Origin of the sequence: Acinetobacter sp. CIP 53.82, assembly GCF_000369465.1 — a bacterium.
In the GTDB taxonomy this organism is placed as follows: domain Bacteria; phylum Pseudomonadota; class Gammaproteobacteria; order Pseudomonadales; family Moraxellaceae; genus Acinetobacter; species Acinetobacter indicus.
Map to the genome: position 1 here is coordinate 410,120 of NZ_KB850045.1, position 20,843 is coordinate 430,962.

20 protein-coding genes, 1 tRNA gene and 1 pseudogene are annotated in these 20,843 nt (G+C 46.2%); 16 read left to right on the forward strand and 6 right to left on the reverse strand.

The genetic code is table 11. The features are described from left to right. Window positions 1–100: 100 nt before the first annotated feature. Window positions 101–1,747, reverse strand: a complete 1,647-nt coding sequence (nadB, locus tag F905_RS02415; protein ID WP_005176669.1) for an L-aspartate oxidase — start codon at window positions 1,745–1,747, stop codon at window positions 101–103. 228 nt (window positions 1,748–1,975) lie between these two features. Between nadB and F905_RS02420 the strand changes: the two genes are divergently transcribed. From F905_RS02420 to F905_RS02470, 11 genes are all read left to right on the forward strand, one after another. Then, a complete protein-coding gene (locus F905_RS02420) occupies window positions 1,976–3,361 on the forward strand; it encodes a Do family serine endopeptidase (RefSeq protein ID WP_005176671.1) in 1,386 nt (461 codons plus the stop codon). A 117-nt stretch (window positions 3,362–3,478) separates the two neighbouring features. Beyond that, window positions 3,479–3,940, forward strand: a complete 462-nt coding sequence (locus F905_RS02425; RefSeq protein WP_005176672.1) for an acyl-CoA thioesterase — start codon at window positions 3,479–3,481, stop codon at window positions 3,938–3,940. Between the two features lie 174 nt (window positions 3,941–4,114). Continuing rightward, window positions 4,115–5,932: a translation elongation factor 4 gene (lepA, locus tag F905_RS02430; protein WP_005176673.1), complete on the forward strand. Its 1,818-nt coding sequence runs from the start codon at window positions 4,115–4,117 to the stop codon at window positions 5,930–5,932. 23 nt (window positions 5,933–5,955) lie between these two features. After that, window positions 5,956–6,783: a signal peptidase I gene (gene lepB / locus F905_RS02435; protein WP_005176674.1), complete on the forward strand. Its 828-nt coding sequence runs from the start codon at window positions 5,956–5,958 to the stop codon at window positions 6,781–6,783. A 25-nt stretch (window positions 6,784–6,808) separates the two neighbouring features. After that, window positions 6,809–7,180, forward strand: a complete 372-nt coding sequence (locus tag F905_RS02440) for a DUF4845 domain-containing protein (protein ID WP_005176678.1) — start codon at window positions 6,809–6,811, stop codon at window positions 7,178–7,180. Beyond that, on the forward strand, window positions 7,152–7,853 hold the full coding sequence (gene rnc / locus F905_RS02445) for a ribonuclease III (protein ID WP_005176685.1): 702 nt from the start codon (window positions 7,152–7,154) through the stop codon (window positions 7,851–7,853). Before F905_RS02440 ends, rnc begins: the two co-directional genes overlap by 29 nt. After that, entirely contained in the window at window positions 7,850–8,878 is a 1,029-nt protein-coding gene (gene era, locus F905_RS02450) for a GTPase Era (RefSeq protein ID WP_005176687.1), read from the forward strand. Before rnc ends, era begins: the two co-directional genes overlap by 4 nt. Before the next feature lie 21 nt (window positions 8,879–8,899). Beyond that, entirely contained in the window at window positions 8,900–9,088 is a 189-nt protein-coding gene (locus tag F905_RS02455) for an NF038104 family lipoprotein (RefSeq protein ID WP_005176688.1), read from the forward strand. Between the two features lie 17 nt (window positions 9,089–9,105). Beyond that, window positions 9,106–9,816 carry a DNA repair protein RecO gene (gene recO, locus F905_RS02460; RefSeq protein ID WP_005176690.1) on the forward strand — a complete coding sequence of 237 codons (711 nt, stop codon included), beginning with the start codon at window positions 9,106–9,108 and terminating at the stop codon, window positions 9,814–9,816. 13 nt (window positions 9,817–9,829) lie between these two features. Then, complete coding sequence (gene pdxJ, locus F905_RS02465; RefSeq protein WP_005176693.1) at window positions 9,830–10,555, forward strand: pyridoxine 5'-phosphate synthase; 726 nt, start codon at window positions 9,830–9,832, stop codon at window positions 10,553–10,555. 15 nt (window positions 10,556–10,570) lie between these two features. Next, complete coding sequence (locus F905_RS02470; protein ID WP_005176696.1) at window positions 10,571–11,224, forward strand: MiaE family protein; 654 nt, start codon at window positions 10,571–10,573, stop codon at window positions 11,222–11,224. A 272-nt stretch (window positions 11,225–11,496) separates the two neighbouring features. Here the strand turns inward: F905_RS02470 and F905_RS02475 are convergent. Then, window positions 11,497–11,572 (reverse strand) — tRNA-Asn (locus tag F905_RS02475). Here F905_RS02475 and F905_RS15350 point away from each other — a divergent pair. Further along, window positions 11,565–11,831, forward strand: a complete 267-nt coding sequence (locus F905_RS15350; RefSeq protein WP_155756613.1) for a hypothetical protein — start codon at window positions 11,565–11,567, stop codon at window positions 11,829–11,831. The genes F905_RS02475 and F905_RS15350 overlap by 8 nt on opposite strands. Beyond that, window positions 11,809–12,267 carry a hypothetical protein gene (locus F905_RS02485; RefSeq protein WP_005176697.1) on the forward strand — a complete coding sequence of 153 codons (459 nt, stop codon included), beginning with the start codon at window positions 11,809–11,811 and terminating at the stop codon, window positions 12,265–12,267. The genes F905_RS15350 and F905_RS02485 overlap by 23 nt, the downstream gene beginning before the upstream one ends. Window positions 12,268–12,364: 97 nt before the next feature. Here the strand turns inward: F905_RS02485 and F905_RS02490 are convergent, their stop codons facing one another. Continuing rightward, window positions 12,365–13,600: a pyridoxal phosphate-dependent aminotransferase gene (locus tag F905_RS02490; RefSeq protein WP_005176698.1), complete on the reverse strand. Its 1,236-nt coding sequence runs from the start codon at window positions 13,598–13,600 to the stop codon at window positions 12,365–12,367. Window positions 13,601–13,819: 219 nt separating this feature from the next. Between F905_RS02490 and F905_RS02495 the strand changes: the two genes are divergently transcribed. Then, window positions 13,820–14,002: a hypothetical protein gene (locus F905_RS02495; protein WP_005176699.1), complete on the forward strand. Its 183-nt coding sequence runs from the start codon at window positions 13,820–13,822 to the stop codon at window positions 14,000–14,002. A 46-nt stretch (window positions 14,003–14,048) separates the two neighbouring features. Here the strand turns inward: F905_RS02495 and F905_RS02500 are convergent. From F905_RS02500 to F905_RS02510, 3 genes and pseudogenes are all read right to left on the reverse strand, one after another. Continuing rightward, window positions 14,049–15,496, reverse strand: a pseudogene (locus tag F905_RS02500) (diguanylate cyclase domain-containing protein). 160 nt (window positions 15,497–15,656) lie between these two features. Next, window positions 15,657–16,436, reverse strand: coding sequence for an A1S_2505 family phage non-structural protein (locus F905_RS02505; RefSeq protein WP_016660041.1), 780 nt, complete (start codon window positions 16,434–16,436; stop codon window positions 15,657–15,659). Window positions 16,437–16,537: 101 nt separating this feature from the next. Next, window positions 16,538–17,689, reverse strand: a complete 1,152-nt coding sequence (locus F905_RS02510) for an IS4-like element ISAbe18 family transposase (RefSeq protein WP_005176703.1) — start codon at window positions 17,687–17,689, stop codon at window positions 16,538–16,540. 335 nt (window positions 17,690–18,024) lie between these two features. Between F905_RS02510 and uvrB the strand changes: the two genes are divergently transcribed. Continuing rightward, entirely contained in the window at window positions 18,025–20,046 is a 2,022-nt protein-coding gene (uvrB, locus tag F905_RS02515; protein ID WP_034597442.1) for an excinuclease ABC subunit UvrB, read from the forward strand. 124 nt (window positions 20,047–20,170) lie between these two features. Beyond that, window positions 20,171–20,758, forward strand: a complete 588-nt coding sequence (locus F905_RS02520; protein WP_005176705.1) for a lipocalin family protein — start codon at window positions 20,171–20,173, stop codon at window positions 20,756–20,758. The last annotated feature ends 85 nt before the right edge of the window (window positions 20,759–20,843 follow it).

Sequence of the window (20,843 nt, forward strand, 5' to 3'; positions counted from 1 at the left end):
ATCCGGCTGAAACCATTTTTGGCTGATCCCAATAAAAAACCGAATCGCATTCTGCGATTCGGTTTTTTTATCTTTCAGAACTGAAGATGGCATAAGCGTTTTAAGCCGGCACATCCTCATTCACCAATGGCGTTTCTACCTGGAAGTTTGGCGGCGTGAGGACAGTTTTACGCAGCTCATCTGCCAGTTCTGGATAATCCAGGGTGTAATGCAGGCCACGCGATTCTTTACGCTGCATGGCACAGCGCACAATCATTTCTGAAACCAGCACCAGATTACGCAGTTCAATCAGGTTTTTACTGACTTTGTAGTCCTGATAATACTCGGTAATTTCACGTTTCAGCATTTCAATACGGTGCAGGGCACGTTGCAAACGCTTGGTGGTGCGGACAATTCCGACGTAGTTCCACATGGTGGCGCGCAGTTCATCCCAGTTTTGTAGAATCACCACATCTTCATCCGGATGGGTCACTTGAGAATCATCCCAGGCCGGCACATTTGGTGATTGATAATCGGGCTTGAATTCAGCCTGAATATGTTCAGCAGCACTCATGCCATATACAAAACATTCTAAAAGTGAGTTACTGGCCATACGGTTAGCACCATGCAGGCCGGTATAAGACGTTTCACCAATGGCATACAGGCCGGCAATATCGGTCTGGCTGTGTTCATCAACCACTACACCGCCACAGGTATAATGCGCTGCCGGGACCACCGGAATCATATCTTTGGTGATGTCGATGCCCAATTCCAGTAAACGCGCATACAGGGTCGGGAAGTGTTCTTTAACAAACTCGGCCGGTTTATGGGTGATGTCTAGCCAGACATGACGAATCCCCAGACGCTTGATTTCAAAGTCAATCGCACGTGCCACAATATCACGTGGTGCCAGTTCGGCACGCTCATCGAAACGTAGCATAAAGCGTTCACCATCTGGCAGGCGTAAATAGGCGCCTTCACCGCGCATGGCTTCGGTAATCAAGAAGGAACGGGCTTGCGGATGGTATAAACAGGTCGGATGGAACTGGTTAAATTCCATATTGGCGACGCGACAACCGGCGCGGTAGGCCATGGCAATCCCGTCACCGGTGGCAATATCCGGGTTAGAGGTGTACAGATAGGCTTTCATGGCACCGCCGCAGGCCAGTGCGGTAAAGGGTGCCAGGAAGGTATCAATCTGGTCGGTGTTTTCATCCAGGGCATACAGGCCCAATGCACGATTGTCACCGGTTTGACCGAGTTTCTGTGTGGTAATCAGGTCAATGGCAACAAAGTTTTCAAAAATCTGGATATTCTGTTTTTCTCTGGCCCGCTGGACCAGTGTCGTTGAAATGGCACGTCCCGTGGCATCTGCTGCGTGAATGATCCGGCGCTGGGAGTGGCCGCCTTCACGGGTTAAATGCAGTTGTTCCTGTTCATCGAGGGTAAATTGAACGCCATGTTCAAGCAGGAAATCGACCGAAGGTTTACCGCCCTCTACAGTTTGTTGCACGGCATTCAGTTCACATAAATGCGCGCCTGCAATCATTGTGTCATCTATATGCTGTTGAATAGAGTCGGTTTCATCCAGTACGGCTGCGACCCCACCTTGGGCATAAAAGGTGCTGGCATCAGTCAGGGCCGACTTGGCCAGCACGGCAATTTTAAAATGAGCTGGTAATGACAGTGCCAGACTTAAACCTGCGCCGCCACTACCCACAATGATCACATCAAAATGATGAGTTGCATGTAAATTAGACATGTCCATCAGCTAATTTGAAAAAAGTCTGGTAATGACAACGCTTTTTAAAACAAAAGGCAAGGGTCAAGATGCTTATTAATGATGAGAAAAAGCAATAAAACTCCATTTTATAAAAAATGGCGCAAGCACTTGTATCCTGTTGAGGAATTGAACATATTATTACGAAATCTTAAAAAGCGTTATGTTAAAAACAGAACATCACATTTTTATAAACAAATTGAGTGAATGCTATATATGAATAATCGCTACTTACAGAAGGGTCTCTATGCAGCTGTGTTCACTATGGCATCTGTTCAAGCACAGGCCTCTACTTCAGTAGATTTTTCCAACCTGGTTGAACAGGTCAGCCCCGGTGTTGTCAGTGTCAATGTGGTCAAACGTTTAAGCCAGGAAGAGCTGTTACAACAACAGGTTCCGGAACTGTTACGCCGTTTCTTTGGCGATGGGGTGGTGATTCCGCAGCGTCAGGCGCCACAGGAAAAAACCGGTTATGGCAGTGCCTTCTTTATCAGCAAAGATGGCTACTTGCTCACTAACCACCATGTGATTGAAAATGCCTCCAAAGTCACCATTGTCCTGAATGATCGCCGTGAAATTGATGCCACCGTGGTCGGCAGTGATGAACGGACTGATGTGGCCTTGCTGAAAGTATCTGGCAGCAATTTCCCTGAACTGCGTACCGGTAATGTCGATCGCCTGAAAGTCGGTGAGCCGGTACTGGCGATTGGCTCACCATTCGGTTTTGACTATTCCGCCTCTGCCGGTATTGTCAGTGCCAAAATGCGTAACATGATGGGGGAAACCTCGGTACCGTTTATTCAGACTGACGTTGCCTTAAACCCGGGTAACTCGGGTGGACCGCTATTTAACCAGCGCGGTGAGGTGGTTGGGGTCAACTCGCGCATCTTTAGTGGAACGGGCGGCTATATGGGCCTGTCTTTCTCGATTCCGATTGATGTGGCGATGGAAGTGGCAGACCAGTTAAAACAGCATGGTAAAGTCACCCGTTCCTATTTAGGCGTGAGCCTGCAGGATATTGACCGGACGCTGGCAGAATCGTATCGACTGGATAAACCGGAAGGGTCCTTAATTACCCAGGTGGCACCGGATTCTCCAGCCGCCAAAGCCGGCTTGCGTGCCGGTGATGTGATCTTAAAATACAACGGTACCCCAATTTCGCGCACCAGCGAATTACTCAATTATCTGAACCGTACTGCACCTAAACAGACCATCCAGCTGGAAGTTTTACGCGATGACCGTCGCCGGAATATCTCGGCTACTTTAAGTACTGCACCGGATGACACCCCGGCCAAGAGTAATGTTACGCCAAGCCAGAATAAAGGCCCGGTACTTGGGGTCGCAATCCGGAACCTGTCAGCAGCAGAAATGCGTCAGCTGGAAATTAAAGGCGGCGTGCTGATTCAGGAAGTCCGTCCGGGCAGTATTGCAGCGCAGTCGCGAATTTTACCGGGTGATGTCATCGTACAGCTGAACAATAGCCCAGTCACCGACAGCAACAGCTTTGTTCAGGCGGTTTCGCAGCTGAAAAAGGGCAGCGTGGCGCGTGTGACCTTAATCCGTCAGGGACAACGTGCTATTGTCGGCATGCGAATTTCCTGATCTGAGCCAGTTAAAAACCACAGCCTGCTGTGGTTTTTTTATTTTTCAATTTATCCGGGGCCAATTTTCAGTAGACTAGGGGCCTCAATAGCCGATGCAGCAGTACAGTAACAGAGCATGAGCAGTACATTTTTTGATTTAAAACTTCAGGTTCAACCCGAGCATATCGACAGTCTGGGCCATGTCAACAACGTGGTTTATGTGCAGTGGATGCAGGATGTGGCCAGCGCCCATATTGAAACCTTAGGCCTGGGCATGGCGCAGTTTCTGGAAATGAAACATGCCATGGTGGCGGTGGAGCATCATGTGCAGTATCGCAAGGCTGCATTTGCCGGTGAAGAGCTGATTTTAAGAACCTGGCTCAGTGAAATTAATGCGCTGTACCTGTTTCGCCAGTATGTGTTTTATCGTCCGCAGGACCAGAGCGTGCTGTTTGTCGCGCAAACCAAATGGGCCTGTGTGGAAATAGACAGCGGCCGTCCAAAACGCATGTCGCCAAGTTTTTCCCAGGCGTATCAGCCTATTCCAGCCGATCTGAATCCGATGGATTTTAACCAGTATCCGCCACAGCCGGCATAAGCATCGTCACTGGCCGGTTTGTATCGGATGATCTAAAACCGGCCGGGCCGAAAAGCTTTGCATTATTTTGGATACTTTAAAAAATCCATCTGCTATAATCCTTCGCAATTTCTATTCGGCTTTTGCTGTGCACTGAATCTGGTTTGCATAGCGCGTTATTTTTTAAGGTAGCCCATGGCGCAAGCTAAAAAATCTGTTGATATTAAAAACATTCGTAACTTCTCGATCATTGCACATATCGATCATGGCAAGTCGACCCTTGCGGATCGTTTCATTCAGACCTGTGGCGGTTTGCAGGATCGCGAAATGCAGGCGCAAGTACTGGACTCAATGGAACTTGAGCGTGAACGTGGGATTACCATTAAAGCGACTTCGGTGACCTTGTACTATACCCATCCGAATGGTCAGGAATACCAGTTAAATTTCATTGACACCCCGGGACATGTTGACTTTTCTTATGAAGTTTCACGTTCACTGGCAGCGTGTGAAGGCGCACTACTGGTGGTTGATGCTGCCCAGGGCGTAGAAGCACAATCGGTTGCCAACTGCTATACCGCGATTGAGCAAGGGCTGGAAGTTTTACCAATTCTGAACAAGATTGACCTGCCGCAAGCAGAGCCTGAACGTGTGATTCAGGAAATTGAAGATATTATTGGTATTGAAGCAACCGATGCGCCGACCTGTTCAGCCAAAACCGGTCTGGGGATTGCGGGTGTGTTAGAGCGTCTGGTTGATGTTATTCCAGCACCAACCGGTGATCGTGATGCGCCATTGCAAGCTTTAATCGTCGACTCATGGTTTGATAACTATCTGGGCGTTGTGTCTCTGGTGCGTGTGAAGCAGGGACGTGTGCGTAAAGGCGACAAGATGTTGATGAAATCAACCGGTCAAACGCACATCATTACCTCGGTGGGTATTTTCAATCCGAAACATACTGAAACCGATATTCTGGAAGCGGGCGAAGTCGGCTTCGTGATTGCCGGCATTAAAGACATTTTTGGTGCACCAGTCGGCGATACCATCACTTTGGCAACCACGCCAGAAGTGGAAGTGTTACCGGGCTTCAAGAAAGTAAAACCGCAGGTCTATGCCGGTTTGTTCCCGATTGATGCCAGCGATTTTGAACCGTTCCGTGAAGCACTGCAAAAGCTGCAAATCAATGACTCGGCGCTGTTCTTTGAACCAGAAAGTTCGGATGCGCTCGGTTTTGGTTTCCGCTGTGGCTTCCTTGGTATGCTGCACATGGAAATCGTTCAGGAACGTTTAGAACGTGAATACGATCTGGACCTGATTTCTTCTGCGCCTACGGTTATTTATGAAGCCGTAATGAAAAATGGCCAGACCGTGTACATCGACAGTCCATCGAAAATGCCAGACGGTTCCACCGTTGAAGACTTACGTGAACCGATTGCCGAATGTCATATTCTGGTGCCGCAAGAATACTTGGGTAACGTCATGACCTTGTGTATCGAGCGTCGTGGTGTGCAAAAAGACATGAAATTCATGAGTAATCAGGTATCCATTACCTTTGAAATTCCAATGGCCGAAGTGGTGATGGATTTCTTTGATAAATTGAAATCCTGCTCACGTGGTTTTGCATCACTAGATTACAACTTCGTGCGTTTTGAAAGTTCATCGCTGGTGAAAGTCGATGTCTTGATTAACGGTGAAAAAGTCGATGCGCTGGCAATGATCTGTCACCGTCAGGATGCCCGTCATCGTGGTATTGCACTGGTTGAAAAAATGAAAGACCTGATTCCACGTCAGATGTTTGATGTCGCAATTCAGGCGGCCATTGGTGCGCAAATCATTGCCCGTTCAACGGTAAAAGCCATGCGTAAGAACGTATTGGCCAAATGTTATGGCGGTGACGTGTCGCGTAAGAAGAAACTGCTGGCCAAGCAGAAAGAAGGTAAGAAACGTATGAAGCAAGTGGGTAGCGTTGAAATCCCACAAGAAGCGTTCTTAGCTGTATTAAAAGTCGAACGCTAATAAGATTAGAAGGATAAACGCCCATGGATTTTGATTTTAATTTGATCCTCGTTCCTGCCACGCTGTTTTTTATTGCTGTGTGGTTGCTGGATAAATTTGTCTTCAAGCAAAGACAGACCAAAGGGCGGGGCAATGAAAATTTCATTATCACATGGGCGTATGACTTCTGGCCGGTACTGGCCGTTGTGCTGGTGCTGCGTTCGTTTTTATATGAGCCGTTTAACATCCCGTCAGATTCAATGGTGCCAACCCTGGAGACCGGGGATTTTATTCTGGTAAATAAATTTGACTATGGCGTGCGTTTGCCAATCGTCAACAGCAAAATTATTGATACCGGTTCGCCAGAACGCGGTGATGTGGCGGTGTTCCGTTATCCGCCACAACCAAGCATTAGCTACATTAAGCGGATTGTGGGTTTGCCGGGTGATCATATTGTTTATGATCATGGCCAATTTACCATTAACGGCGAAAAGGTGCAGAAAGTTGCACTGGAATTTAGCCGTGAAAAAGACAGCCTCGATACACCCAACTCGATTTACCATCAGGAAACTTTAGGCAAGCATACTTTTACCATGCGTGAACTGGAAGGCGTAAACGTGGCGCGTCAGGCACCCTTTATTAATTATGTCGAAAATGGTAAATATGCTTCTACAAATGGTTTATATTGGGAAGTCAAAGTTCCAGAAGGTCATTACTTCGCGTTAGGGGATAACCGCGATCAGAGTGCTGACAGCCGTTTCTGGGGTTTTGTACCTGAAGAAAACCTGACCGGCCGTGCCGTCTATATCTGGATGCACAAAGAGCCTGGTTTTAAATTGCCGTCTTTTAGCCGAAACGGCAGCATAGATTAAAATCATCCATTAGGAAAATAACAAAATGCGTCATCAACAAGGGGCATCGTATATTGCAATTCTGGTTGCAATTATTGGTTTTGCTTTTATGGCAAAAATTGCAGTTGCGGTTTGGGGACCGTATTTCGATGATCGAATGCTGGATAACCAGATTAAAGAGCAGTTGATTCATGGACCCAAAAACCTGAGTCCGCAAAAATTCATTGGGGAAATGGATAAGCGTTTAAGTATGAACAACATTCGTGATATTAAATTTGCGGATGTTGCCCAGGTCACCAATGTAGATGGTCTACAGGTGAAGAAAGACTATGAGATAAGAAAACCGTTCTTATTGAATATTGATATTGTCATGAAATTCGAGAAAAGTTTTGATCAAAGCTCAGTCCAAGCTCAATGAAACGCGTTTGGCCAGCCGCATCGGATACCAGTTTAAACAGCCGGATCTGCTCAAGCTGGCGCTGACGCATCGTTCGGTCAGTCACAAACACAACTATGAACGCCTAGAATTTCTAGGCGATTCACTTTTAGGGATGATTATTGCCAATTATCTCTACACCGCCTATCCGCAGGAAAATGAAGGGCGGCTGACCCGTATGCGCGCAACACTGGTGCGTCAGGAAGCACTGGGTAAAATCGCCAATGATTTAAAACTCAGTCAAAATTTAATTCTCAGTACCGGTGAATTGAAATCAGGCGGTCATCATCGTGAGTCTATACTTGCAGATGCAGTCGAGGCGATTATTGGTGCGATTTATATCGACTGTGGGGATTTAAACCTGCTACAGACGATTGTGTTAAAATGGTATGTGCCTTATCTGGATCATATTGAGCCAACCGATCAGCTCAAAGATCCGAAATCACGCCTGCAAGAGTATTTACAAGCACGTAAAAAACCTCTCCCAGTTTACGAGGTTGTAGATATTCAGGGTGATGCCCCGAACCAGCATTTCAAGGTGGAATGCCGGGTCGATGCTTTACCGGTAATGAAAGGTGAAGGTTCTAGCCGCCGCTTTGCCGAGCAGGCAGTTGCCGCGGAAATTTTAAAACTCTTGGAGCAAACGTCTCAATGACAATCCATTCCGATCACAACGATGCTGATCACGAGTCGCAAAGCGACAGCCACGATTTAATCAATCAATTCTTCAGTTCACAAGGTCAGGAAATTCCATCGGATTACCGTAGCGGATTTGTGGCCATTGTGGGCCGGCCAAACGTGGGTAAATCTACCCTGATGAACCACCTGTTGGGTCAAAAACTGTCTATTACCTCGCGTAAGCCACAAACCACCCGTCATAAAATTGTCGGGATTGATTCGCGTGAAAAATCTCAGGCAGTGTATGTTGATACTCCGGGGATGCACAAAAAAGAAGTGCGTGCCATCAACAAAATGATGAACCGTGCCGCGCACTCGGCGCTGCGAGATGTGAATCTGGTATTATTCGTCGTCGATGCACAAAAATGGACCCAGAACGATGAACTCGTACTGGAGAAATTGAAAAATGCAGAGATGCCGGTCATTCTGGTGATCAATAAACTGGATACCTTCGAGAATAAAAATCAGGCGCTGCCGCTGATTCAGGAGCGTGCCAAGCTGATGAACTTTGCAGAAATTGTGCCAGTATCCGCGCTGCGTGGTGCCAATCTGGAACATCTGCGTGACACCATCGAGCAGTATCTGCCATTCCAGCCACCGTTATATTCATTTGATCAGGTCACCGACCGTTCCGAGCGCTTCCTGGCCTCTGAAATTATTCGTGAAAAAATCATGCGTCAGCTCGGTGAAGAGTTGCCATATGATTTAACCGTACAGATTGAATCATTTAAAACCGAAGAGCCGGCTTTAAATGAAAAAACCGGTCGTATGAAACCGGCCTGTACTTATATTGATGCCACCATCTTCGTAGACCGTCCGGGCCAAAAAGCCATTGTGATTGGTGAAAAAGGTGCTAAGCTGAAAAAAATCGGGATGGATGCCCGTGTCGATATGGAAAAAATGTTCGAACAGAAAATCATGCTCACGCTTTGGGTGAAAGTCAAAGGTGGCTGGTCAGATGATGAACGTGCATTAAAAAGCTTGGGATATAGCGATATCTAAGCCATGAAACGAGGAACTGTAATGACCAAAATTGCTGTGATTTTAGCCTGCATGTTCATGCTGCAGGGCTGTATTCATAAGGTGGTTACAGTTCCGGTTAAAGTGGCCTATAAAACCACCAAAGGCGTGGTCAAAGGCACGGCCGCTGTGGTCGGTGCAGTCATTCCCGATGGGGATGAAGAAGATGAAAGCAAAAAGAAAGATGATTAGGCTGATATCCTGCCCGCATGCGTAATGAAGTCTTGCATGGCTACCTGATCCATCATCGTAAATACCGCGAGCGTAGTCATATTGTGCATCTGTTTACCCAGGAATATGGGCGGATTGATGGTATTTTAAGACAAACCCCGCCACCACAATATCAACCGATTAGCCTGCAGGCCTCGGGTAAATCTGAACTGAAAAATTTTACCAAACTGGAAATTATCAACCAGCCCGTATTTTTCTTTGGCGATGCCTTTTTCTCCGGTTTTTATCTGAATGAAATTTTGCTGCGTCTGTGTCCGCTCGAAGTCGAGATGCCCGAGACTTTTCTGCAATATGCCACGACTTTGCAGCAATTGCAGCAGCTGTCGAGCCATCCGCAGCCGAACAGCTTTTTAAGACAGATTCTGCGCCAGTTTGAGCATGTGTTGCTGCAAGAACTGGGTTATGCCATCGACTTTGAAGTGGATGCCAACCAGCAGCCGATTGGTGCAACGCAGCAGTACCAGTTTTTATTAAATGAAGGCTTTATGCCAACGGCGCAGGCTTCCCGTTCTGGTTTAAGTGGCGCGCAGATTTTGAGTATGCGTGACCATGAAAAGGGTAGGGATTTTAATCCAAAACAGTTACAATTACTGTCTAAATTATATCGGCAGATGATCAGCTCCCTGCTGGGAGATCGGCCGTTAAAAAGTCGTCAATTGTGGATACAGAACTCCCAAACACAATCGTAATTAGGAAAAGAGTATGGCTGCATTACTTGGTGTAAATATTGACCATGTTGCAACATTGCGACAAGCACGTGGCACCACTTACCCAGATCCGGTCAATGCCGCACTGATTTGTGAACAGGCTGGTGCAGAGGGTATTACCTTGCATCTGCGTGAAGATCGTCGTCATATTCAGGATGATGATGTGCGTCGTATGCGTCCATTGCTGAAAACCCGCATGAATCTGGAAATGGCGGTGACTGATGAAATGATTGAGTTCGCCAAAGAAATTAAACCGCATCATATTTGCTTTGTCCCGGAAAAACGCCAGGAAGTCACCACAGAAGGTGGACTGGATGTGGTCGGTAATTTTGCTGCGGTAAAAGCGGCAACGCAGGCTCTCTCTGTTCTGGGTTGTGATGTATCCCTGTTTATTGATGCTGACTTTGCCCAGATTGATGCCGCAGTTGCTTGTGGTGCACCAACCATTGAAATTCATACCGGTGCCTACGCCGATGCTGAAACCGCAGAGGCGCAGCAGGCTGAGCTGGAACGTATTGTGAAAGGTGCCGAATATGCCGCGGCCAAAGGTCTGGTGGTGAATGCCGGCCATGGCCTGAATTTAGATAACGTGACGCCGATTGCCGCAATCCCGCAAATTCATGAACTGAATATTGGTCACTCGCTCATTGCCGATGCGGTGTTTGTGGGTCTGGCCCAAGCTGTACAGCAAATGAAAGCAGCGATTAAAGCTGCACGATAATCTTGAAGTTTTTGTATGTCGACAATCAATTATGATGAGCTCATGAAGCCGGTGATCGGCTTCCTGGGCTGTGAAACCCCGCAAGCCTGGCTGGACGAAGCACTGAATAATCTGGAAATCCTGATGCAGGATCATGCTAACTGCGAGAAAAAAGCCGCCGGTACAGCCATGAACCTGATGTTCCGCTACAGCTTCTTTACCGATTTGCAGGTCAAGCTGGCGCAACTGGTTCGTGAAGAAATGCTGCACTATGAACAGGTGCTGGAATTCATGAACAAACGCGGACAGGAGTGGAAAGGCTTAAGCGCAGGTCGTTATGCTGGCGGCTTACGCAAAGAAATCCGTACCTATGAACCAGAAGCGTTAATTGATGTACTGGTGATTGGCGCCTTTGTAGAAGCGCGTTCCTGTGAGCGTTTTTATGCCTTGGCACCGCATGTTGATGAAGAGCTGGGGCGTTACTACCGCTATTTGCTGAAATCTGAATCGCGTCATTATGAAGATTATCTGGCACTGGCATTGGACGTTGCCAAAACTGCCAAGCTAAAAAATCCGGAAGAAGATATTCAGGGCCGGATTCAGCATATTCGTGAAGTGGAAAAAAATCTGATTTTAAGCCCGGATGATACTTTCCGTTTCCATAGCGGTGTGCCGGCGCAGGCAGCTTGAAACAGTCAATATTTTTTGAGAGAAAACGGGACTTCGGTTCCGTTTTTTTATGGCTGTGAGAAGGGGAATCAGGGCTGATTTACCTGTTTTTGAAGATAGATGCTCTGCTGATCTGGCGCTTGACGTCTCGCCATTAGATCGCTCGGGAAGATCCTAATCTTCTTTTTTTATAACCTTCAGATGTGAATCGCTGTAGGAATTAAAAAGATTGAAAGCTATAAATTTTGGCAATAAAAAAGCCCAAGTTTTAAATGCTTGGGCTTTCTTGAATTTGGCTCTCCCACCTGGGCTCGAACCAGGGACCTGCGGATTAACAGTCCGTCGCTCTACCGACTGAGCTATGGGAGAATCTGAATGCGATTATAGAGGGATTTTGGCAGGGGTCAAGCGAAAACTGTCATCTTTTTTACATTTAAAGTTTATATGCTTTTTATTTGTGCAAAATAAAATAAAACACGAAAAAATCTTGCAAAGCAAAAAATCTGTTGTTAGATTAAATCCAGAAAGTCGTTTGACCAAATGGTTAAACAGTGTGGATTTAAACCAACTTGCCAGCACAAAAATGGCTAAATCGGAGACAGCGAATGAATACGCTCAGCATCCCTGAAATTTTTGCAAATCTCAATTTTTACAAAGACAACTACCTTTCTCTTATCAGCAATCCAGCAGATTATTATACGCCTGTTGCTTCGGCCTATATCAACATATGGCCAGTCGGGCATGTCGATCTGTATCTGGGCGATTTGCTGCAGCTGTGGTTTAGTGAAAAATGGCTGATCAATGAGCCATGTTTCCAGCTTTCAGAGCATCCGGATCATGCGACCCGCACACCCTTACAGCGCAGCCAGGATTTATACTTGTATCAGCTTGCAGGCAGTGCATTGTCGGGCAGTAACCGCTGCCGGGTCTGGTCGGCTGCTGAACAAAAAGAACTGCGGGTGAGTCTGGATAGTGCCTTTAAATATTACTGTATTTATAAGGGTACAGACCGTCCTGACATCTCACGCAGTCAGCTCATTCAGGCGCTGAAAAAGGCCATCTAACCGTTATCTATGGTCCGCTGAATTGAGCGTTTAGAGTTAAATCAGGCCATAAAAAAAACCGCGAACAGGTCGCGGTTTTTTTATTGCTCAGAAGAGATTATTGAGCAGCTTTTTCAGCTTCGATCGACGCAATCGCTTCATCAACGCCTTCGATTGAATCCGCCGCTTTCTTGATACGCGCTAACGCATCTACCAGCACTTCATCAGCCGTTGCATAAGAGATACGCATGAAACCGCCTAAACCGAATGCATCACCTGGAACCACGGCAACGCCCGTTTCTTCCAGTAACCATGCAGAGAATTCTGTGCAAGATTTTAAGCCTTTAGCACGAATCAGTGGTTTGATGTTGGCGTAGGCATAGAACGCACCATCTGCAGGTAAGCAAGAAATACCTTTGATGTCGTTCAGACCGTTTACCACCAGGTCATGACGGCGTTTGAACGCTTCAATCATTGGTTGTAGAACGTCTTGAGGACCGTTCAATGCAGCTTCCGCAGCTACTTGTGAAATAGACGTTGGGTTAGAGGTTGACTGAGACTGGATTTTTTTCATCGCGCCGATCAATTTAGCAGGGCCCGCTGCATAGCCGATACGCCAGCCAGTCATGGCATAGGCTTTAGACACACCGTTTAACACGATAGTGCGGTCATACAGGTCTGGTGCAACAGTAGCGATGTTGTAGAACTCGTCATCCCAGCGGATTGGTTCGTACATGTCGTCAGATGCGATATACACTTCTGGGTATTTACGCAGTACTTCAGCCAGAGCTTCCAGTTCAGCTTTGGTGTAGATCATACCTGTCGGGTTAGACGGGCTGTTCAGTACCACTAAACGGGTTTTGTCTGTGATGGCTGCTTCTAACTGAGCAGGAGTGATTTTGAAGCGTTGTTCTTCACCACATTTCACAATCACTGGCACGCCTTCAGCGATGATGACCATATCTGGATAGCTTACCCAGAATGGTGCAGGGATGATCACTTCATCACCTTTGTTTAACAGTGCAAGTGCCAAGTTAAAGAATGATTGTTTACCACCGCAAGACACCAGAATCTGGTTGGCTTGGTAGTCAAGGTTATTGTCACGTTTTAGTTTCGCAATAATGGCTTTTTTCAGGCCTGGCGTACCGTCAACAGCGGTATATTTGGTAAAACCGTTGTTAATCGCTGCAATTGCTGCATCTTTGATGTGTTGTGGTGTATCGAAATCCGGTTCGCCTGCACCCAAGCCAATTACGTTATGACCAGCAGCTTTCAATTCAGCAGCTTTGTTTGTCACAGCAAGCGTTGGGGACGGTTTGATGGCATTTACACGATCAGAGAGACGTACGTCCACGGCAGTATTCCTTCTTATAGGGATTAAAAAATAAAAAGCACACTATCTTAGCTCAAAAATAGTCACTTCGTCGTTTAAAATCTCAACAAATTAATAAAAAATCACGAAATTTGTGCTTCTGCGCCTCAAAATAAGGCATTTTTGAGAATAAAAAGCCGGAGGCTCGCTTCTGACTGCAAAAAACCTTAAAATAGCGCTAATTTGATTTGAGTTATCGTCATGAGTAAGCAGCAGCCTACTTCAAAAAAACCTGTGGTAAAACTCCCATTCCCAATGCCATCTGCGGAAGAAAAAGCCCAGATGGATGCCTTGCATAATCAGGTTCGTCCTAAAGATGAAGGTTATGCCGACAAGCTGTTTCCACCACCACGTGGGACCCGTAAATCTATGGGTAAACGCTAAGAAAAATGCCACGTTCTGTGGCATTTTTTATGGGCACTTGATGGGTTTAATCCTGGGTTTCACGCCGGTCAAACTGGACATAATAGGCGCGTTTTTGGGTGTACATGGCCTGATCGGCGCGTTTTAGCATCTCTTCAATACTTTCCTGTGGTAGTGTGGTCGCAGACCCAATCGACAGATTCAGCATCTGATTACCATGAAACTGACTGTCAATTAACAGCAGTTCCTGCAAGCCTGCCAAACAGTTGTGCAGGGCAATCTCATCGGCACCCGGCAGCAAAATCACAAATTCATCACCACCAATGCGGCAGGCACTGTACTGGGTATTCTGGACAAGCTGATTCAGCAGTTCACCGGTGCGTCTGAGCAGATCATCACCGCTATCATGGCCAAAGGCATCATTCACAACTTTTAAGCCATTCATATCAATATAGATACTGGATACAGGCCGTAGACTGCTGCGCTCTAAGCGATTCACTTCTTCAGTATAATGCGAGCGATTCAAAAGCTTGGTCAGCACATCATGCTTGCCCAGATATTCCAGATAATTTTCGGCTTTTTTACGCGCGGTAATATCGGTCAAGGCCACCTGAACCGTGCTCCAGTCCTCTTCATAGCCGGGAAATACGGTAAATTGCAGCAATACATGGCGGATGCTGCCATCCAGCGCATAATTGATGGCTTCACGCTGATGGTGAATATTGCCGTTCCAGAGCTCGATCAGCTGTTCCCTGAACGTATGCTGCATTTCACCGGCAAAAATTTTATGAATATTTTACAGCAGGGTGTTTTTGTCCGGGGCGCCAAATAAATCCAGCGTGGCCTGATTGACATCAATAATCAGTACATCGCGGATACATTGCTGGATAAAATCCGGATGCACATCTAAAAAGGTATTGAAATCATCTATGCCCAAATGGCGCAGCTGATCGAGCCGGCTTTTAATCCGGCTAAAATCTTCCACCCACAAGGAGGTGGGAGAATAGACAAAGCGCGATTCAGCCAGTAAACGCTGCTGATCTGCCTGCCGGCGCGCTGCGGTATAAGGGGTAATGTTTTCGGTACTGACCAGCACCAAAGACAGGTCATCTCATGTGAAGGGACTACGGTGCCGCGTAACTGGATATCCAGCCGTTTACCGTTCAGGCTGTAATTGACCGCCTGACTGGAAAATTCGGTTTGACCTTCCCACAAGCTGATCAGCTCATCAATATGGGTACTGGCCATATCACCTTTAAAAATCTGCTCCAGGTTGCTAATTAAATGCTGCAGATCTTGGGCTTCATACAGTTCCAGGGTTTTCTGGTTTACGCTCAGAATTTTAATTTTACGGGCACATTCAATGACACGGCTTGGATCTTCCAGTAAATAGCCACGTAAATCCTGAATGCCTTGTGCGCGCCACAGCTCAAACTGTTTTTTAATTTCACTAAAGTCTTCCAGCCACAGGGCAATCGGCGCAAGGGTAAAAACAGGCGTGTCCAGTATTGTCATAGTCTGAAGCTCGATTATTCTAGTGAATGAAAAATAGAATTATAATCAAGTTTTTTATTATGTGATAAGAATTGTGTTTATTTTTATAAATGTGATTTGCATCACTGAATTAAAAAGCAGCCGGCTCAGTGGCCGGCTGCTCTGGTATTAAAAAGAGGGATTATTTTTTGGCCCGATGCGCCGGACGCGGTGGGGTAATTTCACGTTGACCATGCCAGACTTCGGCAAAATCCTGTTCATTAATACTATACAGTTCCAGTAAGGCCAGAATCACCCCACCAAACAGCATGGAACCTTCAGAATTGCTTTGCCATTCGAAGACCTTGCCTTTCAGACCATATAAAATATCTTCAATTTCAAAAATCCGGTCACGGCCATTGCTATCGGTCGGGTACATCTGGGTATTCAGCAAAATTTTAGCCAGACTTTTTTCATTGTCATTCAAAGCCAGCACTTCAATCAGCTCATCCGGATTGCTGGCAAAAATCACCGGATCACGAAAAATGGTATGCAGAAAATGCTGGTTCAGTTTCGGTAAAGATTTCTCTACAAAAGGCCGGAAGGAGGCCGGGAAAATCACATTGTGGGAAATGCCTTTAAACATCGGGGCGATTTCCTCGACTTTATAACCGGCAATACCACAGCCAATTGAAGTCAGAAAATACTTCATTTTCGGATGATTTTTGGTATAGGTTTTAAAGTCATCTATATAGTGCTGAATTTGCGACAGCGGCATTTGCTGCAAATGCTCGTTCATGGTTGGAATGGCAAAGCTTTGTCCGGCCCAGCCACGCCCTACGCCGCGCACGGCGCCAAAGTGTTGCAGGGCAGTGCGCGCTGCACCGCCGGCATGATCACCCGCCAGATTACTGCCAAAGACAAAAATCGTATCTTCAGGCAAGCTTTTAATAATACTTTCATCATGATATCGGTAAGTCATTGTCATTAAATCTATGTGATCCCTTGTGTTCATGTTGCCCGTGAAGCGGGGCAGAATCAAGTGAAAAAGCACAAGACGAGGCATTGCTGTCCCACAATTTTTCACAAGAGGAAGCTCATTTGAGCTTCCTCTTGTTTTATGGGTATTTTATCGGGTGAAAATAAAGCTTTTAAAGTTCTTCTTTCAAACAAATTCACTTGAATTATTCTGAGTAAACGTTGAACTGTCCAACCTGTTTTTCCTAAATGTCGAGCGAAACTCACCAATAAATAGGCGATCATCGCAATCCAGATTTGTGTCTGAATTGCGTTCCTGCTGCGGCCTAGAAACGCTTTTAATTTGAGATTCTGCTTAATCGCCTTAAAGAACAGCTCAACTTTCCAACGATCTTTATAAATCGCCGCAATGGTGGAGGCGGCTAAATGAAAGTTATTGCTGAGAAAGCTAAAGTGCTTGCCACTTTGCTGATCTCTATATTCAATTCTTCTTAACACTGGGGCTTTTCTTTTTAGGGCATGTGCGCTATTCAGCTGAATGGTTTCATCTTTTAGAATACCTTTGGATTCAAGCACTGGATGTTGCTGGATCACCTGATACACAGATTTAGGCCTAAAACGTGTGACAAATCCAATGTTTTGAGCAGTCAGATTTGCATACCATTGGTAATCGACATAGCCTTTATCAAAAACTACAATGCTGCCAGCAGGAAACTGGAATTTGCGGCCTTGTACCATGTCATTTTCTTTGCCATTTTCAACTGCAACAAACTCAGGAATATCATTGCTGTGATTCAATCCTATACTGAGTTTCATGCTGGCTTTTGAGTCGTGAACTTTGGCCCATTCACATAAGGAAAGCGACAGGTCAATATGACTGGCATCCAAGGAATACAAGGGATTCTTAAAGCGAAATTTATGAGCTACTTTTGAGTGTTCATAGTATTTAAGCAACTTGTAAAATAGCTGTTGATACAAGGCAGCAGGCTGCTGCTCATTGATTCGTGCCAGCGTGCTTCGGGGAATAGACTTTGCTCCGAGATGACTTAGCTTTTCCTGTTGGCACTCCAAATTGGATTGAATATCTCTCAGACTTTGCCTACAAGAGAATTGAGACATCAATATGGCAATAAACTGATCCCACCGGGAAGCCGCTCTAAATTTCTGTCCAACATGGTGTACTTTAGCAAGTTGTTCAAAATCCTGTCGCACAACAGGTTTAATTAGCTCATGAAATACGGTATTCTGATGTGACAAAACCTGAATCCTGGTCGTTAAAGTGTTTGTTTGCACTCATATTTTAACTGTTAGGACTCAGGTTTTTTTATTTAAAGCAAACTATGGGACAGCAGTGCAAGACGAGGGTGTTTTTCTGTTTCACATGAAGATTTTGCTTTGATCTGGGTATGTCTGGTGAGAGTGTGCCAAACAGCAGCGGGTGAAGGTCTTTATTTCAGTTGCACTGCGGACTAAAAACAGAACCTTGCCGATGCTGCCGGTGACAAGAAAGTGTACAAAAATTACAATCTGAAGCCAGATAATAGGCTGAATCTGTTAGACTATTTTTTTCGATCTGTATGAGTACGCTATCCGTGAGTGATCATCAACCTTTTGAATTGGTTACCCATTATCAACCTGCTGGAGATCAGCCGCAGGCCATTGAAAAGCTGGTGCAGGGAATTCAAAAGGGCATGCATGATCAGTTGTTGCTGGGGGTAACCGGTTCCGGCAAGACCTATACCATGGCCAACGTGATTGCCCAGTTACAGCGGCCAACTATTGTGATGGCGCATAACAAGACTCTGGCGGCCCAGCTCTACGGCGAATTTAAAGCCTTTTTCCCGCATAACTCGGTTGAATATTTTGTCAGTTATTATGACTACTATCAGCCGGAAGCCTATGTGCCATCTTCCGATACCTTTATTGAAAAAGATGCTGCCATTAATGATCACATTGACCAGATGCGACTGTCGGCGACGCGGGCATTACTGGAACGTCGTGACTCGATTATTGTGGCATCGGTATCGGCTATTTACGGTCTGGGTGATCCGAATGCCTATATGAGCATGTTGTTGCATGTGGTGCAGGGCGACCGGATTCAACGTGAAGATATCATCCGCCGGCTGGTAGAAATGCAATATAGCCGCAATGAACTGGAATTTTTGCGCGGGACCTACCGGATTCGCGGTGAAATTATTGATATTTTCCCGGCAGAATCAGAGCAGAATGCCATCCGGATTGAACTGTTTGATGATGAAGTCGATTCGATCCGCTGGTTTGATCCGCTGACTGGCAAAATGATCCGCAAAGTGCCACGCGTCACCATCTACCCGAAAAGCCATTATGTGACGCCCAAAGACCATTTGCAGCGCGCCATTGAAACTATTCGTGAAGAACTGAAAGAGCGTTTAGGCTTTTTCCGTGCACATGACAAGCTGCTGGAAGCACAGCGTATTGAGCAGCGTACCCGTTATGATCTGGAAATGATGCAGCAGCTCGGCTATACCAATGGCATTGAAAACTATTCCCGTCATTTATCCGGTCGTCCGGCCGGTGAAGCGCCACCGACCCTGTTTGACTATGTGCCGGATGATGCCTTGCTGATTATTGATGAGTCGCATGTTACCGTGCCGCAAATTGGCGCCATGTATAAAGGGGACCGTTCGCGTAAGGAAAACCTGGTCAATTATGGTTTCCGTTTGCCAAGTGCGCTGGATAACCGGCCAATGAAATTTGAAGAATGGGAACGGATTATTCCAAGCACTATTTATGTCAGTGCCACACCGGCGCAGTATGAACTGGAAAAAGCTGAACAGATTGTCGAGCAGGTGGTGCGTCCAACCGGTCTGATTGACCCGGAAATTGAAATCCGCCCAGTGCTGACCCAGGTCGATGATGTCCTGTCGGAAATTAACCTGCGTAAAGATAAAAACGAACGGGTTCTGGTCACGACCTTAACCAAGCGCATGGCCGAAGATTTAAGTTCCTATTTAAAAGAATACGGCATTAAAGTGGCCTATCTGCATTCCGATATTGATACGGTCGAGCGGGTCAAGATTATTCATGAGCTGCGTACCGGAATTTATGATGTGCTGGTGGGGATTAACCTGCTGCGTGAAGGTCTGGATATGCCAGAAGTCTCGCTGGTGGCGATTCTGGATGCCGACAAGGAAGGCTTCCTGCGTTCCGAACGTTCGCTGATTCAGACTATTGGTCGTGCTGCGCGGAATATTGCCGGCAAAGCAATTTTATATGCCGACCGGATAACCGATTCCATGCAAAAAGCCATTGATGAAACTGAACGTCGCCGTGCCAAGCAAATTGAATTTAACCAGCTACATGGTATTACTCCGCGCAGTGCTGTGCGTCAGGTCATTAAAGAAATTGATACCGGCGAGGTGCTGGAAGAAGATGTAATTGATGAGCAGATGGCAGCACAAACCTTGGCCTTAACCGCGGATGAACGGCATATCGTGTCGGACCCGAAACTGTTTGCCAAGCATATGGCCAAGCTGGAAAAAGAGATGCTCAAAGCCTCAAAAGAATTGCAGTTTGAACAGGCCGCACGTCTGCGTGATGAAATTATTCGTTTGAAGGCACAAATGCTGCAGTAAAGAAAAGTGTGGGAACTGTTAAAAAACTCCTTACATAACACAACAGTAAATACCTGAATTTACCGTTAATTTAGCCAAGTATGCTGAGAACTCCAGAACAATATTGAAGCTATAAGGTGACCTGATGAAAACGAATAATCTCCCTAAAGCGAGTTATAAATTGGCGAAAATTGCCGTAGGCGGGGCAGTGCTGGTCGGTTTGGGGCTGGCCACCATGGCTTATGCCCAGAAAGAACCGTTGCCGACCGTTGAAAAAGTGGAATTAGACCGCTACCTAGGGGTCTGGTATGAAGTGGCACGTAAACCGATGTCCTTCCAGAATAAATGTGATCGGGATGTCACGGCGACCTATACCTTAAATGAAAATGGCAACATCAAGGTCGATAATCGCTGCATTACCAAAAATGGCGAACAAACCGTCTCCATTGGTGAAGCCTTTGTACAAAATGCGCCATTTAATACCAAACTGAAAGTCAGCTTCCTGCCAGAATTTATCCGCTGGATGCCAATTGGTCGCGGTGATTACTGGGTGCTAAAACTGGATGAAGATTATCAGACCGTGCTGGTGGGTGAGCCGCATCGTAAATATATGTGGGTGTTGTCGCGTACCCCGCAGGCCAATCCAGAAGTGATCAATGAATATCTCGAATATGCCAAATCTTTAGGCTATAACCTGGATGATATTATTCACACCAAACAGACAGCCCGTTAAAGCAATCTCCTACTAAAAATACACCATGCTCCGGCATGGTTTTTTATTTTTCGGTCAATAATTCATGCACGAACAGAGTTTTCCG

Coding starts and splice junctions, on each gene's coding strand:
- F905_RS02470 (WP_005176696.1), top strand. CDS start 10,571: ATGTCGACAATCAATTATGATGAGCTCATGAAGCCGGTGATCGGCTTC.
- F905_RS02505 (WP_016660041.1), bottom strand. CDS start 16,436: ATGACTTACCGATATCATGATGAAAGTATTATTAAAAGCTTGCCTGAA.
- lepB (WP_005176674.1), top strand. CDS start 5,956: ATGGATTTTGATTTTAATTTGATCCTCGTTCCTGCCACGCTGTTTTTT.
- nadB (WP_005176669.1), bottom strand. CDS start 1,747: ATGGACATGTCTAATTTACATGCAACTCATCATTTTGATGTGATCATT.
- F905_RS02420 (WP_005176671.1), top strand. CDS start 1,976: ATGAATAATCGCTACTTACAGAAGGGTCTCTATGCAGCTGTGTTCACT.
- era (WP_005176687.1), top strand. CDS start 7,850: ATGACAATCCATTCCGATCACAACGATGCTGATCACGAGTCGCAAAGC.
- F905_RS02520 (WP_005176705.1), top strand. CDS start 20,171: ATGAAAACGAATAATCTCCCTAAAGCGAGTTATAAATTGGCGAAAATT.
- F905_RS02440 (WP_005176678.1), top strand. CDS start 6,809: ATGCGTCATCAACAAGGGGCATCGTATATTGCAATTCTGGTTGCAATT.
- pdxJ (WP_005176693.1), top strand. CDS start 9,830: ATGGCTGCATTACTTGGTGTAAATATTGACCATGTTGCAACATTGCGA.
- recO (WP_005176690.1), top strand. CDS start 9,106: ATGCGTAATGAAGTCTTGCATGGCTACCTGATCCATCATCGTAAATAC.
- F905_RS02495 (WP_005176699.1), top strand. CDS start 13,820: ATGAGTAAGCAGCAGCCTACTTCAAAAAAACCTGTGGTAAAACTCCCA.
- lepA (WP_005176673.1), top strand. CDS start 4,115: ATGGCGCAAGCTAAAAAATCTGTTGATATTAAAAACATTCGTAACTTC.
- F905_RS02455 (WP_005176688.1), top strand. CDS start 8,900: ATGACCAAAATTGCTGTGATTTTAGCCTGCATGTTCATGCTGCAGGGC.
- F905_RS02485 (WP_005176697.1), top strand. CDS start 11,809: ATGAATACGCTCAGCATCCCTGAAATTTTTGCAAATCTCAATTTTTAC.
- F905_RS15350 (WP_155756613.1), top strand. CDS start 11,565: ATGGGAGAATCTGAATGCGATTATAGAGGGATTTTGGCAGGGGTCAAG.
- F905_RS02425 (WP_005176672.1), top strand. CDS start 3,479: ATGAGCAGTACATTTTTTGATTTAAAACTTCAGGTTCAACCCGAGCAT.